14 protein-coding genes, 1 other RNA gene and 1 pseudogene are annotated in these 17,681 nt (G+C 34.7%); 4 read left to right on the top strand and 12 right to left on the bottom strand.

The genetic code is table 11. From position 1 onward, the window contains the following. Positions 1-50: 50 nt before the first annotated feature. From hutW to HMPREF1052_RS09915, 9 genes and pseudogenes are all read right to left on the bottom strand, one after another. Positions 51-1,858 (bottom strand): annotated as a pseudogene (gene hutW, locus HMPREF1052_RS09955) (heme anaerobic degradation radical SAM methyltransferase ChuW/HutW). A 65-nt stretch (positions 1,859-1,923) separates the two neighbouring features. Next, a complete protein-coding gene (locus HMPREF1052_RS09950) occupies positions 1,924-4,197 on the bottom strand; it encodes a TonB-dependent receptor domain-containing protein (protein ID WP_005761654.1) in 2,274 nt (757 codons plus the stop codon). Positions 4,198-4,235: 38 nt separating this feature from the next. Further along, positions 4,236-5,063, bottom strand: coding sequence for a ChaN family lipoprotein (locus HMPREF1052_RS09945; RefSeq protein WP_005761663.1), 828 nt, complete (start codon positions 5,061-5,063; stop codon positions 4,236-4,238). Positions 5,064-5,182: 119 nt separating this feature from the next. Further along, positions 5,183-6,037, bottom strand: a complete 855-nt coding sequence (gene kdsA, locus HMPREF1052_RS09940) for a 3-deoxy-8-phosphooctulonate synthase (RefSeq protein ID WP_005761651.1) — start codon at positions 6,035-6,037, stop codon at positions 5,183-5,185. A 13-nt stretch (positions 6,038-6,050) separates the two neighbouring features. Then, complete coding sequence (locus tag HMPREF1052_RS09935) at positions 6,051-6,845, bottom strand: SirB1 family protein (protein ID WP_005761649.1); 795 nt, start codon at positions 6,843-6,845, stop codon at positions 6,051-6,053. Next, positions 6,846-7,748: a peptide chain release factor N(5)-glutamine methyltransferase gene (gene prmC / locus HMPREF1052_RS09930; protein ID WP_005761640.1), complete on the bottom strand. Its 903-nt coding sequence runs from the start codon at positions 7,746-7,748 to the stop codon at positions 6,846-6,848. It lies immediately after the preceding gene. A 179-nt stretch (positions 7,749-7,927) separates the two neighbouring features. Beyond that, positions 7,928-9,010 carry a peptide chain release factor 1 gene (gene prfA / locus HMPREF1052_RS09925; protein ID WP_005761646.1) on the bottom strand — a complete coding sequence of 361 codons (1,083 nt, stop codon included), beginning with the start codon at positions 9,008-9,010 and terminating at the stop codon, positions 7,928-7,930. Positions 9,011-9,286: 276 nt separating this feature from the next. Beyond that, positions 9,287-9,820: a 3-hydroxyacyl-[acyl-carrier-protein] dehydratase FabA gene (fabA, locus tag HMPREF1052_RS09920; protein WP_005761671.1), complete on the bottom strand. Its 534-nt coding sequence runs from the start codon at positions 9,818-9,820 to the stop codon at positions 9,287-9,289. 216 nt (positions 9,821-10,036) lie between these two features. After that, positions 10,037-11,809: an AAA family ATPase gene (locus tag HMPREF1052_RS09915; RefSeq protein ID WP_005761644.1), complete on the bottom strand. Its 1,773-nt coding sequence runs from the start codon at positions 11,807-11,809 to the stop codon at positions 10,037-10,039. A 163-nt stretch (positions 11,810-11,972) separates the two neighbouring features. Here HMPREF1052_RS09915 and matP point away from each other — a divergent pair, with 163 nt between their 5' ends. Beyond that, positions 11,973-12,425, top strand: coding sequence for a macrodomain Ter protein MatP (matP, locus tag HMPREF1052_RS09910; RefSeq protein WP_005761661.1), 453 nt, complete (start codon positions 11,973-11,975; stop codon positions 12,423-12,425). 56 nt (positions 12,426-12,481) lie between these two features. Here the strand turns inward: matP and rnpB are convergent. Then, positions 12,482-12,873, bottom strand: an RNA gene (gene rnpB, locus HMPREF1052_RS10980) — RNase P RNA component class A. Positions 12,874-12,970: 97 nt separating this feature from the next. Here rnpB and HMPREF1052_RS09905 point away from each other — a divergent pair. Both HMPREF1052_RS09905 and HMPREF1052_RS09900 read left to right on the top strand, forming a co-directional pair. Next, positions 12,971-13,906 carry a KpsF/GutQ family sugar isomerase gene (locus tag HMPREF1052_RS09905; protein WP_040596586.1) on the top strand — a complete coding sequence of 312 codons (936 nt, stop codon included), beginning with the start codon at positions 12,971-12,973 and terminating at the stop codon, positions 13,904-13,906. 13 nt (positions 13,907-13,919) lie between these two features. Then, positions 13,920-14,465 (top strand): KdsC family phosphatase, encoded by a 546-nt coding sequence (locus HMPREF1052_RS09900; RefSeq protein WP_005761653.1) that lies wholly within the window; start codon positions 13,920-13,922, stop codon positions 14,463-14,465. A gap of 79 nt (positions 14,466-14,544) precedes the next feature. Here HMPREF1052_RS09900 and HMPREF1052_RS09895 read toward each other — a convergent pair whose 3' ends face one another. Together HMPREF1052_RS09895 and rsmI are read right to left on the bottom strand one after the other, a co-directional pair. Continuing rightward, positions 14,545-14,997, bottom strand: coding sequence for a hypothetical protein (locus tag HMPREF1052_RS09895; RefSeq protein WP_005761650.1), 453 nt, complete (start codon positions 14,995-14,997; stop codon positions 14,545-14,547). Positions 14,998-15,022: 25 nt separating this feature from the next. After that, positions 15,023-15,871: a 16S rRNA (cytidine(1402)-2'-O)-methyltransferase gene (rsmI, locus tag HMPREF1052_RS09890; RefSeq protein ID WP_005761674.1), complete on the bottom strand. Its 849-nt coding sequence runs from the start codon at positions 15,869-15,871 to the stop codon at positions 15,023-15,025. A 76-nt stretch (positions 15,872-15,947) separates the two neighbouring features. Between rsmI and HMPREF1052_RS09885 the strand changes: the two genes are divergently transcribed. Beyond that, positions 15,948-17,672, top strand: coding sequence for a penicillin-binding protein activator (locus HMPREF1052_RS09885; protein WP_005761655.1), 1,725 nt, complete (start codon positions 15,948-15,950; stop codon positions 17,670-17,672). Positions 17,673-17,681 lie beyond the last annotated feature (9 nt).

Below are 17,681 nucleotides of genomic sequence, written 5' to 3'. Positions count from 1 at the left end.
GAAAATTTCAACCGCACTTTCCTTAGTAATTTAACTGAGTTAAAAAGCTATTAAGCTGTAAATAACGCTTTCATTTTATCTACTAATGATGCCTTTAATTCACCATTTTCTTCACGGCTAGCAAAGATCTTAAACATGGCATCGCCCTGTTTATTAATAAAATTAATTGCCACTGTACGTTTATTCATAAAATAGCGATCAACTAAATAAATCGTTTTACAATTTACATATCGATAATGTCCATGCAATCCACCATTTTCATGATGTTCCATATTGTAATAACCTCTCGCAATTTCACCATGAGGCAATTTTCCAGTGACTTCAATCACTGCATCAGGCGTATGTGCAATAAACACAACAGCTTCATCCCAACTTGCAATTGTCTGCATAATTTCTACAAAACGTTCACCATCCATAGGTATTGCCATATTTTGCGGTAAACAGGATAAAATATCCTCATAAGAACAATCATATTTATGTGCTAGCATTTCTAATACATGATCATTCTTATTCGCCAATATAGAGGTTAATTCTGTTCGTTGTTGTTCTGTTAATGACATAAAAATCCTTATTGTGAGTCCGTTAATGAAAGCATTAAAGTGCGAATAATAGTCGGAGACCAATATTTCCCACTTGTTGTTAAATGAGCGATCCCTTGTGAATCAATAGAAAGCAGAGATTCATTTTGCCAGTTTTCTAAAAGTTGCGCTATCACTTGATTATTTAGAAATAATTTTGTATCAAGCCAACCAATTTCAGTAGAAAATTGTAACTGACTAAATAAATCTTTTTTAGCACTATGATAACCTAAATAAGAAATATTTTTGTGATCTTTAGACGTTGCTAAATAGCTTTGTAAATCGCCTTGAACTTGATAATTAAAGCCAGCAAAGCTTCCACCTGCACCAGAACCAAATGCTAGACAAGGCATATTAGATTTTACTTTACTATTATAATAATTACGTTCTCCTCGGTCAGGAAAAGCAAAGTGATTATTGCTCACTTGTTTCCAACCTCGTTGCTGTAATTCTGTAACCGCATAAGCATAATGATAAGCTTGCATTTCTAATCCAACGGGAGGTGCAATGGTACCATGTTTAATCAATTTATTAATAGGTAAAAATGGATAGCAATTAAATGCATAAGTATCTACCCCCGATAGCGGCAAACTTGTGGCAATTTCAATATCCTTCTCCCAAATTTCATCAGTTTGCTCAGGCAAACCAAAAATTAAGTCGGCAACCACCGTAGCATCTAATTGGCATAATTGAGTTAAATATTCATAAGCTTGCTCACCACTATGACGACGCCCTAAACGTTTACGAATAGGTGAATTGAATGTTTGAATACCAATAGAAATACGATTAACACCAGCTTCAATACTTGCCTGTGCTTTTTCTAAATCAAAGTGGCTAATTCGTCCCTCTAAAGTAAACTCGCAATCATCAGCTAAAGGCAAATATTGGTAACAAGCACGAATTAATCTCGTAAGATTAGCAGTATCTAAAGCCGTTGGTGTGCCACCACCAAAATAAACCGCTTTGATTTTTCCTTTATCTTGTCTAATCTCTGCCTCATAAGCTAATTCTTGAATCACTTTATCTACATATCCAGTCCCTTGATCTTCTTTCCACGCATTTCGGTAAAACCCACAAAATACACAATGGCTAATACAAAAAGGAATATGCACATAAGCTAATCCGTCTTGATTTAATGAATCAACAACAGCCTCTCGCCAAATGCTTTCCCATTGTTCTTCTGGTGCGTCAATCCCACCCCAAATAGGCATTAACGCAGAACGTTGAGGAAAAGCAGAAGGTGCGACTAAATTTGCTCCCCACACTTTATTATGAATCATATAAAATTATCCTTTACAACAAAATGGAAACGAAAAAGTCGTTTCCAATAATATTTATCGTTTTCTTAGAAACGAATTTCTGCACCCACAGTATAAGTACGGCCTCTAGCACTATTAGTGAAACGATAAGTGTCTGTTTCCGTATCGTAATCTTCAGATGTTGAAGAATTATAAGCATTTAATGCATCTAAATAGTTACGATTCATTAAATTTTGAATACCTGCTTTTAAGCTAATATTTTTATTAATTTTATAATTCGCATAGAGATCAATAATAACTGGAATATTTGGTAAATCATCAAACATTAAATTACCATCATCATCCATATCAAGTCCTACACGTTTTGCTTTTCCGGTATATTTAAAAATACTAGATAAGGTTAATTTTTTATCTAATAAATGTGTACCTAATTCTACGGTTGCATAATCTTTTGGTAATTGTGTATAAGATTCAGAACCAAAGCCATAATAAATCATAGCTGCTTTTGAGGTTGGTGCAGTGCTTGCACTTCTAGTATAAGTCATATTACTAAAGAAATAATCTGACTCATAAGACATTTCTACTTCCCAGCCTTTATCTTTCACCATCTCTGGCGAATTTAAATAAATTTGAGCATGAACACTATCCACTGAATCATTTACATTAGTACAAACTGAACTACCACAGCCATAATAAGACATATTAAAAATATAGTCTTTAATATGAGAATTGAAGTACACCACTTTCATACCAAATAAATCATTATCTAATAACAAATTATCTTTATTTATATTGAAACCAATTTCGTAAGTTTTCGCTGTTTCTGGTTTTAAATATGGGTTCACGGATAAACCATTACGGCTAGTATTAAACATTTCCTGAACATTAGGCGCACGAGCAGTTTCGCTATAACTTACGAAAGGTTGTAGCCAATCAGTCACTTGTAAAGATAATGTTACTGAAGGATTTACTTTAGTATATTTACGATCAATATTCATTGCTCCAGCTGGCATACAATACACTGCATCATCTGAATCACAAGCAGGTTTATAACCTTTTAAGTTATAACGTGAGTAAGTAAGCCCAGCATTTAAGGTCAAGATGTCATAGTTAAATTCAGAATCTAAATATAATGAATTAATGTTCTGTTTACCCGCTGGTCCAAAGGCTGCATTAGCAATCGCACCAGAGTCATTATTTTTTTCAGGAATGCCCCGTTCATATTTATTACGATAGATATTACCACCATAGGTAACTGAACCATTAAAATCACCTAATTCAAAACGGCTTGTATTTTTTAAATCAAAGGTAATAAACTTATTTTGTGTAGTGGCATCTTCTAAGGTCCATAACTTAGCATTATCGGTATACACTTGTTCTGTGACTGTTTTAGCCGCTAAAAAAGACAAATCTACCCATTTTGAATCTGGGTTATATTTCGCTTCAAATGAATGAGTTTTACTATCAATATCTCGACCAACAATACTGTTGTTATAGCGACGACTAGAAAGCTTAAATTCCGTATCTTTATTAGGTTTGACTGCTAATTTTGCTAAATAAGATTCAGGATGTTGCTTTAATCCTTGCATATATCCAGAATCTGAAGCATGGCTACCATCACCTCGACGATAATTTTGATCTAAAGAACTTTTACTACCAGCAACTAAAGCACTTATAGAGCCTGATTCAAGTAAACCTGTTTTGCCAGCTAAAGCAATCATCCCATTTTTACCTAAATCGTTATTGCCATAATTTAAACGAGTTAATACGCCCACCTTATTAGCATCTAAAATGACATCTTCCGCATCAATTGTTTTGAAATCAGCACTTCCCATTAATGAATTAATGCCAGCAGAACCATTGCCATGTCCTTTTGAAATATCTACTCGAGTAAGAAAGTTTTGATCAATTAATGCAGAAAATTGACTCATCGGCCCATTGCCTTCGCTATGGAATTTTCCACCGCCATTAGCAGATGTTCCTAATTGTGTTTGCGGAACACCATCAATCATCGTATTTACTCTGCCAAGCCCTGTCATACTACGAATATTGACACTCACACCACCTTGACCAGGATCCATTTGAGTATAGGCGCCTGATGTTGAACGAACAATGCTATCCAAATTTTGCATTGCATTCACATTAATTGCACGTGAAGTCACTGCTGAAGGTTTTGTATAAGAGTTAAAATTAGGATTTTTGCCACCTTCATCAGAGACAACAATAGTATCTAATTGTGTTGTGTTGTGTTGTGTTGTGTTGTGTTGTGTTGTGTTACTATCATCAGCTTGTGAATGAAGTGAAATCCCTGTCAATAACATGCCTAGTAATGTCTTTGTAATAAGATTGAGCTTAGTCATATATATCCTTAAGTTAATGCAAAATGACAATCAAAAAATTACTTGATAAGCCAAATATAATCGGCTTCAGTAGAGGTAATATTCTCTTGTTGACTCATGATCATTAACACTGAAATATTGTTGTTAATGCCATAATCAGCAAGGTGAATAGGAACGCCAATATCCTTTCTTACATGATGGTTACCAGCGATAAGTGCGGTTGGTTTTTGAGAAGTTTTAAACAATTTTTCAGCCATTCTACGATCACGAAATTGCTGAACCATGATCATTTTATTAATATCAGAAAGGTTAGCATGGCTGACTGAATGCATTAATTGTGCAATTTTATCTTGCACCTCTTGTGAAATAGAACGATTTCCCTTTAATGGTTCTGCACCGTTTAATATGGTATTCACTTCAGATTGCGTTAAATTAGCAGCAATAACTTTGTTAGGTGACTTTAATCGATTAATAATTAAATCCTTATACATATTCCAATCCCATTTAGTCCATTGAATAGACTGTTTAATCTCTGATTCTGAAATAGAATTAGCATTTTTTAATTGGGATTGTGTTTGTGTAATGGATTGCTGCTGTGAAACATTTAACATTTCAAAAACAACTGAGTCTAACGGACGAGCATGATCTATTTGTTCTAAAATATATTGCTCTAATTGATGATGTACTTTTTGATCATGTTCTTCGCCAATCAAAATATAATCTTGGTGAGATAAGCGAGAAATTAACTCAGACACACTAATTTCTTGATTATTTTTCAAATCAATAACTGTACCCAGTTGAGTAATTTTTTGTGAATCTAATAATGGAGTTGAGCAAGCCGCCAAGAAAAAGGAAAAAATAAAAACAAATAATTTATTAGAATACATAACTTACAATTAAAATTGATAATAATTTTTATTGCTGATTATATACTTTATTAAGTATAAAGCAATAAAAAACGGCAAATTATTGCTAACTTGCCGCTTTCTTAATTAATTATGTTTTATTAAATGGAGGTATCTAATACAGGAAAAGATTTAACTAAATCATCTAAGGCTTTCATTTGACTTACAAAACCTTCTAATACCGATAATGGCAATGCCGAAGGTCCATCACATTTTGCATGATTTGGATCAGGATGGGCTTCTAAGAACAAACCTGCAAGCCCTACCGCTAAACCTGAGCGTGCTAATTCCGTTACTTGATCACGACGACCACCAGAAGCCGCACCAAATGGATCTCGGCATTGCAATGAATGAGTTACATCGAAAATAACAGGGCTTCCTTTGGATACTTTTTTCATAATACCAAAACCGAGCATATCTACGACTAAATTATCATAACCAAAGTTCGAACCTCGATCACATAAAATCACCTTATCATTACCACATTCAGCAATTTTTTCCACTATATTACCCATTTGACCAGGGCTTAAGAATTGTGGTTTTTTCACATTGATCACCGCACCTGTATGAGCCATCGCTTCCACTAAATCCGTTTGACGTGCTAAAAAAGCAGGCAATTGAATGATATCTGCCACTTCGGCGACAGGTTTGCATTGATAAATTTCATGTACATCAGTAATAACTTTTACACCAAACGTTGTTTTTAATTCTTGGAAGATTTTTAAACCTTCCTCCATACCTGGTCCTCGATAAGAATGAATTGAAGATCGGTTGGCTTTATCAAAGGAGGCTTTAAAAACATAAGGCACACCTAATTTATTTGTCACTTCAACATATTTTTCACAAACTTGCATCGCTAAATCGCGACTTTCAAGTACATTCATACCACCAAATAACACGAATGGTTTGTCATTTGCAATTTCAATATCACCTAGACGAATCATTTTATTTTGCATAAGTTAAATTCCTTTAATGGATTTCATGATAATTTTGCTTTAATTCCGCCATTTGTGCAGTAAGCAAAAGTGTTGTGGGATCTTGTGGGCATTGATCAATAAAATATTGCAAATCCTCTGATGCTGCGTGATAACACCCCATTTGAGCAAGCACTAAACCACGATCTCGAATTTCATAAGGATCCTCTGGATTGTAACGTAACAACACATCGATAAATTTATAAGCTTGATCATTATGATTTTCACGAATCAGGGCATTTTTAGCTAACTGTCTAAAGCGATTTAGTAACTCTCTTGTTTCTGCTGGCACCAATTCCTCTTCGCTTAATTCATAACCAAAGCCAAAGGCACCTTCATATAGTTTCTGTAAAAAGTCTTGTGATACATAATGTCCATTCCAAGGATCAATAAAAGCAACTTCATCACCGACTTCAGCTCTCAAAATCAGTTGAGTAGGAAAATTCACGGGATACAAAGGCAAATTTAAACTATCTGCAAGGTAAAGCAAAATTGCCCCTAAACTAACAGGCATCCCTTTACGAGTTTCTAATACATCTAAAAGGTATAAATTGTCTGATTCGAAATAATGCTCAGGATCGCAATAAAATCCCCAATCGCCATAAAATAGCTGTAACAACTGATGAATACGGACTTTATCATCTCCTTGAGGTGAAATAGTCCGTCTTGCTTTACGTACTAAGCTCCCCATTAGTGAACGAATTCGACCTAATTCTTCCCCTTCATCGTCAGAAGTGATTAGGTAAAAAGAGGTCATTTCATCATATAAAGCTTTTTGATAATACTTCATTTATTTATTCCAACAAGCAATTGTTATTCTTTCATTGTCGCCATAATCTTTTAGCGTTGCAATTGATTCCCAAGGGTTTTGTGACAATTCTGCAAAAATTGACCGCACTTTTTCACCCTGTTGCCAACCATGCTCCAACATTAACCACCCTTGTGGTTTTAAATAAAGTGGTGCATTTTCAATAATATGGCGTAAATCTGCATAGCCTTCTTGCTCCGCAACCAAGGCTGTCAGTGGTTCAAAACGTACATCCCCATTTTGTAAATGTTTATCTTGAGGAGCAATATAAGGCGGATTACTTACTATGATGTCAAATTGCTGATTTTCAAGTTGTTGAAACCAATTACTTTGTAAAAAGTTGACATGAGCAATATGATTACGTTGTGCATTCCGTTGTGCTAATGCCACAGCATTCGCCATAATATCTGTACCAATAACCTCTAAGCCTAGTTGATATTGTTCAACGATAGGAGTTAATTCCTTTGCTAATGCTAAAGCAATAGCTCCTGTTCCCGTCCCTAGATCTAGTACACGAAAATTTTTTAAATTTTTACCGCACTTTTGAATTTTTAACATAGCTAATTCAAAAGCTTTTTCCACTAAGATTTCAGTATCAGGACGAGGAATTAAGGTATCCTGTGAAACCCATAATGGCATAGACCAAAATTCTTTTTCACCAAGAATATAGGCGATAGGTTCACCTTGCAGACGACGATCTAAAAGTGCGGTCAATTTTTCTAACATTTCATCAGATAATATAGTTTCACCGAATGCCATAATGCTAGCTTTTGACCGTTTTGTCACAAACTGCAATAACACTAAAGCATCAAGCTTTACATTTTCGGTAAGATTATACTGTTTTAATTGTTTCTGTGCGAAGCTTAACCATTGTTCATAATTCATTAGTTTATTTTCACCACAATCGTCTTCATAATAATATCAATTAATGAACGGCTTTTCTTATTGACAACAGTAAGTTGAATGTTTTGACTCAGAAGATTCTGATTATTTTCATTAGGATTTTCAACTAACATTCTATTTCCTTAAAAATTAGGACGCCATCAGGCGCCCATCTTTTTATATTAATTTTGTTCAGACAATGCTGCCAATTGATCTGCTTGATATTCAGTAATAATAGGTTGAATTAATTCATCAATTTTTCCATTCATCACTTCATCTAAACGATAAACGGTTAAATTAATACGATGATCCGTCACTCGACCTTGCGGATAATTATAGGTACGAATTTTATCTGAACGATCACCTGAACCTAATAAATTACGGCGTGTAGTTGCTTGCTCTGCTGCTAATTTATCTTGCTCTGCTTGTACTAAACGGGAAGCTAATACAGCCATTGCTTTCGCTTTATTCTTATGCTGTGAACGCTCATCCTGACATTCTACTACCATGCCTGTCGGAATATGGGTAATACGTACCGCTGAGTCAGTTTTATTGATATGCTGACCACCTGCACCTGATGCACGATAAGTATCAATCCGTAAATCTGCTGGATTAATTTCAGGCATTTCGCTTTCTGGTAATTCTGGCATCACTGCAACAGTACAGGCTGAAGTATGAATACGACCTTGTGATTCGGTTTTAGGTACACGTTGTACTCGGTGACCACCAGATTCAAATTTAAGTTGTCCATAAACTGTATCACCCGTGACTAAAGCAATAATTTCTTTATAGCCACCTTGTTCACTTTCATTTTCGCTTAATACTTCAACACGCCATCCTTTCATTTCTGCATATCGGCTGTACATACGAAATAAATCACCTGCAAAAATACCTGCCTCATCACCACCTGTGCCTGCACGGATTTCTAAATAGGCATTGTATTCATCATTGGGATCTCGGGGTAATAACAAGATTTGTAAATGTTGATCCACTTCTTCTAATTCAGTTTTTGACTCTTCAATTTCCATTTGAGCCATTTCTTTCATTTCAGGATCATCAAGAAGTAATTCAGCCTCTTCAATATTTGAATTTAATTGTTTCCAACGTGCAAAGGTTTTCACCACTTCTTCTAATTGAGAGTATTCTTTTGAGTATGCACGGAATTTATCTTGATCACTAATAGTTGCAGGGTCACCTAATAATGCCTCTAATTCTTCATAGCGTTCATTTAAACTATCTAATTTTGTAATAATGCTGGGTTTCATTGATTAACCTTAAAAAATAAGCAATAAAAAATTATTATATTTTAGCATAAAAAATTACAATTTGGGTGAAGTTTAGATGTTTTTAGCATCAATTAACAAAATTAGATTAATGAAGTATTAGCGCTGAAAAGTGCGGTAGAATTTGGAAAAATTTTATTACTATGTTCCAACTTCCCCCTTATTAAAAAATAGTGAATTTAGAACATAAAAATTGCCTATTAGATAACTCTAATAGGCGATAAATTTTAATAAGAAATTAATAAATAAGCGCTTGAATTAAAAGGCTGAGGTATCTTGGAATAATCCAACTTTTAAATCAGTAGCAGTATAAATAACTCGTCCATCCACTTCCACTTCACCATCTGCCAATCCCATTACTAATTTACGATTGATGATTCGTTTAAAGTGAATACGATAAATCACTTTACTGGCTGTAGGTAAAATTTGTCCTGTAAATTTCACTTCACCTACACCAAGTGCACGACCTTTACCTTCACCGCCAAGCCAGCCTAAATAAAAGCCAACTAACTGCCACATTGCATCTAAACCTAAACAACCAGGCATCACAGGATCATTAATAAAGTGACAATCGAAGAAGAATAAATCAGGTTTAATATCCAATTCTGCTTCTATATAGCCTTTATCAAAATTACCACCAGTTTCCTTTACTTCAACAATACGATTCATCATTAACATACTTGGTGCCGGGAGCTGAGGACCTTTCGGACCAAATAATTCACCACGCCCTGAAGCTAATAAATCCTCATAGCTATATGAATGTTTTTTAATTGGAGTACATGTGTTAGTCATTCAAAACTTCCTTTGATTACCGGTTAATTTAAATAAGCCAGATTAAGCTTATATTTTGGGAAATTATATCAATAGTAAAGAAACTTTAAAATAGCTAACAAGTGTTCGCTATACCTGGTTAAACCAGTTGGTTTTTGAATGTTTAAAATGAACTTTTTAATACTAAAAAAGGCAAACAAGCATAATGCTCATTTGCCTTTGTGATCAATAAATTAGTTATTTTCGACCGAGTAAAAAACTTAATAATCCTCGGCTATGATGCTCTGCTCGCTGTTCAATACGTTGAGCAATTAAGCGTGATATAGGTAGATTTTGTTGGGTATAATTTTTATCTTCTTCTATTAAATCTCGATTAAATAAAATTTCACAAGCTTGATAAACATCTTCTACTACCCAAATAAAAAATTGTTTATTTTTAACAGCCGTCACAACCTCTTGTGAAAGGCTTAATTGATGTATCACTGCGGTAGGAATAATAACGCCTTGTTCTCCCGTTAGCCCCCGCTTCTCACAGATAGCAAAGAAGCCTTCAATTTTATCATTAACACCACCTACTGCATGCACCAAACCAAGTTGGTCAATAGTCCCTGTAACGGCAATAGACTGAGGAAGTGGTAAATCAGATAATGCACTAGTTAATGCACAAAATGCTGCAAGTGATGCACTATCACCATCAATTTCCGAATAAGATTGCTCAAATACTAATGAAGCTGAAAATGGTAATTGCGATGGAAGTTCTAAAATATTAGCTAAACAGCTTTCAACAATCATCATGCCTTTGCCATGAATATTGCCAGCTAATTCACTTTTACGATCCACATCAATAATTTCACCATCGCCATATTGCACAATACAACTAATACGAGAAGGCTCACCAAATGATGTCGGAGTGCCTTGATATTCTATGACAGAAAGCCCATTAATCTGTCCAACAGCTTCGCCATCTGTTGGAATATATACTTGCTCATGCCAAATATCATCGTAAGTTCTCTCACGTAAGAAACTCTGTTGCATTTGTTTTTGTTGGAAAATTTCTTCAAATTCCACCGCACTTAATGTTTCTGATTGTCGAAATAAAGTGGCTTGAGCTAACAATGTTTTGAGTTTTAGAGGAGAAATATTAATTAATGTTCGATCTTCACTGTCTCGCACTAAAAGCTGGTATAAGCGATTAAGCCCTTGTTCACTCAATGATGGGAAACCAGCTTGTTTAGCCATAGAATTAACATATTGAGCCCATTGAATCTGTTGGCTTTTCTCTTCAACTGAAAAATAACTTTCTAGCTCAGAATAATCAGATAATGCAAAAAGCTCTTCATCTAATTCTGAAAATGCCGCTAACTCATCACGAGAACCAAGTAATATCACTTTCAGATCAATTGGATAGCTTGGGATATCACAAGGCAAAGGTTTAAATGGATGGGTTGAATACCAATCAAAACGATGGCTAGTAAGAATTTGTTTTAAGCGTGGCCACAACTCAAATTGAGCTAATAACCCTGCTACTGATAAAATCAACACTCCGCCATTTACTTGATGGATAAGTCCTTTATTCAACTGAATATCTTTTGAAATAGCATGAACTTGCAGAGAACCGAATAATTTATTTTCATCAAAATAAAGTGCTGATGCTACTGTTTGTGTCGCTGCAAAATTATCATTAATAGACTGAGCTGGCTCCACAGAGATCCGTGCAAAAGAAAAGCTATCTGCTTGTTCAATAATATAATTAGCACCTATCACCTGTTCTCTTGCTGGCAATATACTTTCTATATATTGTGTAAGTAGCGGAGCATACTCTGACTGATCATCTGCCTTCAAAACTAATAAACTGCGGTATGAATTTTGTAAAAATTGTTGAATCGCAGTTTTAGCACGGCATTGTAAATCAAAAAATGATACAGGTTGAGTAGTTAAATCGGTAAGATCTAATGTAGGGATTAAATCTTTCCAGTTTAAAATTTGTTCAGATGATAAAGATAAATTCACTGGTTCTCTCTTGCTTTCGTTATTAACGGATCGCCATTATTACATAATGGCAAAAATTTATCTTCATCAACTTTATTTTTTACAGAAATTTCGCTAGAAAAATCACTTTAAAACTCGTATATTATATTTCAGTTACATCGTCACTTATAAATGAGAAAATCCAATGAAATATCAAAAACTCGAAAATCAAGAAACCCATTGGAAATGGTTATATTTGACCAAGAAAAATCGTGAAGGGGAAAATATTACACGTTACGAAGAGCGAAGCTTACAAGAAAGCAAAGCATTAGATCTCGTTAATAGCCGAAATCATCCCGAAAAAATTGAAGAATGGATTACAAACCATATGGCCCAATCACTTGTGATTAAACTGGATCAAGCGATTCGAGCAAGACGTAAACGTTTCTTCAATGCGGAAAAACAATCCACTAAGAAAAAATCTATTGATTTAGAATATGCGGTATGGTTGCGTTTATCTAAATATTCCAAAAAAATGAAAATGACATTATCCGAAACCATCACATATATGATTGACGAAAGAGAAAGTAAAGCCTCTTATGAATCTCAAATGTCAGCAATGAAAGCTGGCTTAAAAGATTTATTAGGGCATAAATAAGCCGTTCTAATAAGATAAAAGTCGCCATATTTTACTCAATAAGGCGACTTTTTAATATGTTGAGTTAGTCGATAAGCCGAGTTCTGTCGTGGACAATCATTCCTCTAGACGTACATTCGCATGCACGTTCAAGCAACCTACCCGAACTCTGAGCGGGCACACCCATTGAGTTCCTATTTGGTCTTGCTACGAGTGGAGTTTACCATGCCGTGAAATGTTACCACTCACGCGGTGTGCTCTTACCACACCCTTTCACCCTTACCAGCCTAAACTGGCGGTCTGCTCTCTGTTGCACTAGTCGTAGACTCACGTCTCCCAGACGTTATCTGGCACTCTGCCCTATGTAGCTCGGACTTTCCTCTCGTTCACTTGTCCCACTTATCACCTATTTAGGCATACCTTACGGTCTTAAGGGCTTCAATAAACCAGCGATTGTCTAACCAACTCGCTGGTAATTATACCTTAATTTACATAAATAATATAGAGATAAATATGAAGTTAGGCTACAATTGCCAGCAAAGTTAAACCGAAAAGGAAAAGATATGATGGATTATTTACAAGATGCTAGAAATACGCTGGAAACAGAAGAAAAGGCATTATCTGAGCTTAGACTTAGACTTGATAAATCATTCAATGATGTTGTTGACCTTATTTTAAATTGTGAGGGTCGTCTTGTTATTGGTGGTATAGGTAAGTCGGGATTAATTGGTCGTAAAATGGTGGCAACCTTTGCTTCCACTGGAACTCCCAGCTTTTTCCTTCATCCCACAGAAGCCTTTCATGGTGATCTCGGGATGCTAAAACCCATTGATATTGTGATGCTTATCTCTTATAGTGGTGAAAGTGATGATGTCAATAAATTAATCCCAAGCCTTAAAAACTTTGGTAATAAAATCATTGCATTAACAGGTAACCGCAATTCTACTTTAGCCAAACATGCTGATTACCTATTAGATATTTCAGTAAAACGTGAAGCTTGCCCAAATAACCTTGCCCCAACCACATCTACACTGGTAACCTTAGCTTTAGGTGATGCATTAGCAGTTGCCTTAATCAATGCTCGCCACTTCCAAGCAACTGATTTTGCTAAATTCCATCCTGGTGGTAGCCTTGGTCGTCGATTACTAACAAGAGTAAAAGATCAAATGCAAACTAAACTCCCTATTATTGCACCTAATACATCATTTACAGAATGTTTGACCGTGATGAATGAAGGTCGTATGGGGGTTGCATTAGTGATGGAAAATGAAACCTTAAAAGGGATTATTACTGATGGTGATATTCGTCGAGCATTAACCGCCAATGGTACAGAAACGTTAAATAAATCAGCTCAACAGTTAATGACCCTGAATCCAAAAACCATCAATGAAAATACATTTATTGGTCAAGCAGAAGACTTTATGAAACAAAATCGTATTCATTCATTAGTCGTATTAAACGATGATAATAAAGTTGTTGGTATAGTAGAATTCTCAAGTTAATTAAACAATACATATGAAAGAAAAGCTTAAAAAGATCAAATTTGTTATTACGGATGTTGATGGTGTATTAACTGATGGTTTAATGCACTATGATGTAAATGGTGAAGCCATTAAAAGTTTTCATGTCCGAGATGGTTTAGGGATAAAAATGCTGATGGAAAATGGTATTGATGTAGCTGTTTTATCTGGCAGAGATTCTCCTATTTTACGTAAACGGATTTCAGATCTTGGTATTAAACTAGCCATTTTAGGCAAACTCGAAAAAGAAACAGCCTGCTATGAATTAATTAAACAAGCCGCTGTAACCGCCGAAGAAACGGCTTATATTGGTGATGATACCGTTGACCTACCTGCTTTTGCAATTTGTGGTCTATCATTTGCTGTTGGCGATGCAGAAAACTATATCAAAGATTGTGCGGATATAGTATTAACACATAACGGCGGGAAAGGTGCATTTCGTGAAGTTTCTGATATGATCCTAGCTGCACAAGGAAAATCAGAAGTTTTTAATTCTGCTCAAGGCTTTTTAAAAATTGTTTCAGATAAAATGAGCCAATAACACCTCCCTCTTAATAAAAAAATGCCAGATATCTTATATAAAGAGCTGGCATTTTATCTATGATAATTTCTAATAAAAACTAAATTTCATTACATTCTAACCAAGGAATTGTATTTTTATAATAAATTGAGCTACGTCCACCCGCACTTAAATTTACATAACCACCTTGGATTTGATGATATGATCGATAACGAACTTCAAAACGATTTCCTTCTGGGTTTAAGGTAATATTTTCAAGATGATCGAAAGGCTCTACTTTGCCTCCATCCAACTGGAAATAAAAACCAAAATTATCTTTCATACGACTTTCCCTTGATAGTGGAAAATAAGTGATTAAAGAGGATGTTGAAGCTGTTTCAAAATTCTTACAAACGTAATTATATTTTTTATAATTAGTTACATTATTCAGTTCTGCCTGGCTAATATTATCTTTCAAATATCCAACTTTTCCTGATTGATTATTTTGAGAACCAGTACAAGAAAATAATCCCACTAATGCCGATGTTAATAAAATAAGTTTAAGTTTATTCATAATATAAAGTTCCAATTCTATTTGTTTAATTAAAATTATCTAACCCATATTGGTATAACGTATTTTTTTTATAACCATATAGTTCAGAAACAATAGCCGCTGCTCTTTTAAGCGGTAATTCTTTAGAGAGTAGTTCTAACGCTTTAACAGCTAAAGGCTCAATGTTATTTTGCTCTTCTATTTTAACTTTACCTTCAATAATCAACACCATCTCACCTTTCGTTCTGTTAGCATCTTCAGATAACCATTGGCGTAGATTAGTGACATTGTCCCCTGTAATTGTTTCCCAAGTCTTAGTAATTTCTCTAGCAAGCACAATATAACGATCTTCCCCTAGCACCGCTTCAATATCTGCTAAGGTCTCTAAAATACGGTGAGTACTTTCATAAAAAATCAAGGTTCTTTCTTCTTCTGCAATACTTTGTAGTTTATCTTTACGAGCCTTAGTTTTAGCAGGTAAAAAACCTTCAAAACAAAAACGATCTGAAGCAATTCCTGAAGCACAAAGTGCAGTAATCGCGGCACAGGCTCCTGGTAAAGGAACCACTTTAATTCCAGCTTGACGAGCATTACGCACCACATGAAATCCTGGATCACTAATTAAAGGTGTTCCTGCATCAGAAATTAAAGCAATATTCATACCTTGTTTCAATTTTTCAACTAATGCATCAGCTTTTTGTTGTTCATTGTGATCATGTAAAGCATAAAATGTTTTTTTTATGCCATAATGACTCAATAATAATCCACTATGACGAGTATCTTCAGCAGCAATTAAATCTACTTGAGCAAAAATATCTAATGCTCGTTGAGTAATATCTTGTAAATTACCAATTGGCGTGGCAACAATGTATAAAATTCCAGATAAATTATTCATTTTGTTTATTCTTTTATTTGATTTTAATGTTTGAGAGAAGTAAGATCGCTCGTATTCTTTTAGAAACGGAGTAACTATGACTATTCTATTACAACGCACCAAATTTAAAAAACGTTTAATGCCATTTTTATTTCCAGTATTACTTGCTGGATGTACAAATTTATTTGGCAGTAACTTTCAAGATGTTTTAAAAAATGATGCGAATGCTAGTTCTGATTTTTATATGAATAAAATAGAACAAACTCAAGATGTTTCAGATAAACAAACTTATAAACTTCTTGCAGCTCGTGTTCTTGTGACAGAAAACAAACTCGCACAAGCAGAAGCTCTATTATCTGAATTAGCTGAGCTTACCCCAGAACAACAATTAGATAAATCTATTCTTGATGCTCTAATTTCAGCGGTAAAACGTGATAATGATAAAGCCACAGCCCAATTGTCACCAATTCAAATTTCACTATTAAGCCAATCTCAGAAGGCTCGTTATTATGAAGTTAAAGCACGTATCGCTGAGAATAAAGTAGAAATTATTGAAGCTGTAAAAGCTCGTATCCAAATGGATGCAGCGTTAACTGATGTTCAACGTAAACAAGAGAATATTGATAAAACTTGGGCTTTATTACGCAGTGCTAATAAAACACTAATTAACTCAACTCCAGCTGAAGGTAATGTCGCTTTAGCAGGATGGTTAGATTTAGCTAAAGCTTATAATAATAATTTAAGTCAACCTACTCAATTAGCTCAAGCATTACAAACATGGAAAACAACTTATCCAAATCATAGTGCAGCATATTTATTCCCTACTGAATTAAAAAGCCTTTCTAATTTTACTCAAACAAAAGTAAATAAAATGGCATTATTGCTACCATTAAGTGGTAATGCTTCTATTTTAGGAACTACCATTAAATCAGGTTTTGATAGTGCCCGTGGTTCATACTCCTCATTACAAGTTGAGGTTATTGATACCATGGCTAAACCTGTTGTTGATGCTGTTGCTCAAGCGAAACAAAATGGTAGCAATGTTATCGTCGGTCCACTACTCAAAGATAACTTGGATATGATTTTAAATAATCCTTCATCAATTCAAGGTATGAGTGTTTTAGCATTAAATTCAACGGCTAACTCACGAGCAGTAGATAAAATGTGTTATTACGGCTTAGCACCAGAAGATGAAGCTGAAGCAGCAGCAACAAGAATGTGGAATGATGGTATTCGCAAACCGATTGTCGTAGTCCCTCAAAGTGACTTAGGTCAAAGAACAGCTTCTGCATTTAATATTCGCTGGCAACAATTAGCTTCAACGGATGCAGATATTCGTTACTATAACCAAGCTGACGATGCTTCCTATAGCTTAACTGCGGATCCTACCAAGAATGAAGCTATTTATATTGTAGTAACCAACAGTGAAAATTTAATGACTATTAAATCGGCACTTGATAATGCAAGTTCAAAAGCAAAAATTTATACAAATTCTCGCAGTAACTCATCTAATAATGCTTCAGAATTTCGTTTAGCTATGGAAAATGTTATCTTTAGTGATATTCCATTCTTTAAAGAACTTGATAGTCCTCAATATAAAAAAATTGAAGCTGCAACAGGCGGTGATTATTCATTAATGCGTTTATATGCTATGGGAGCTGACTCTTGGTTATTAATCAATTCATTTAATGAATTACGACAAGTGCCTGGATTCTCAGTGAGTGGGTTAACAGGTAAATTAAGTGCGGGTCCAAATTGTAATATTGAACGTGATTTAACTTGGTATTCTTACCAAGGTGGTAATATCGTTCCTTTAAATTGATATTTAATT

It is taken from the genome of Pasteurella bettyae CCUG 2042, assembly GCF_000262245.1.
Lineage (GTDB): Bacteria > Pseudomonadota > Gammaproteobacteria > Enterobacterales > Pasteurellaceae > Basfia > Basfia bettyae.
This window is presented reverse-complemented; position numbering and strand designations above follow the sequence as displayed.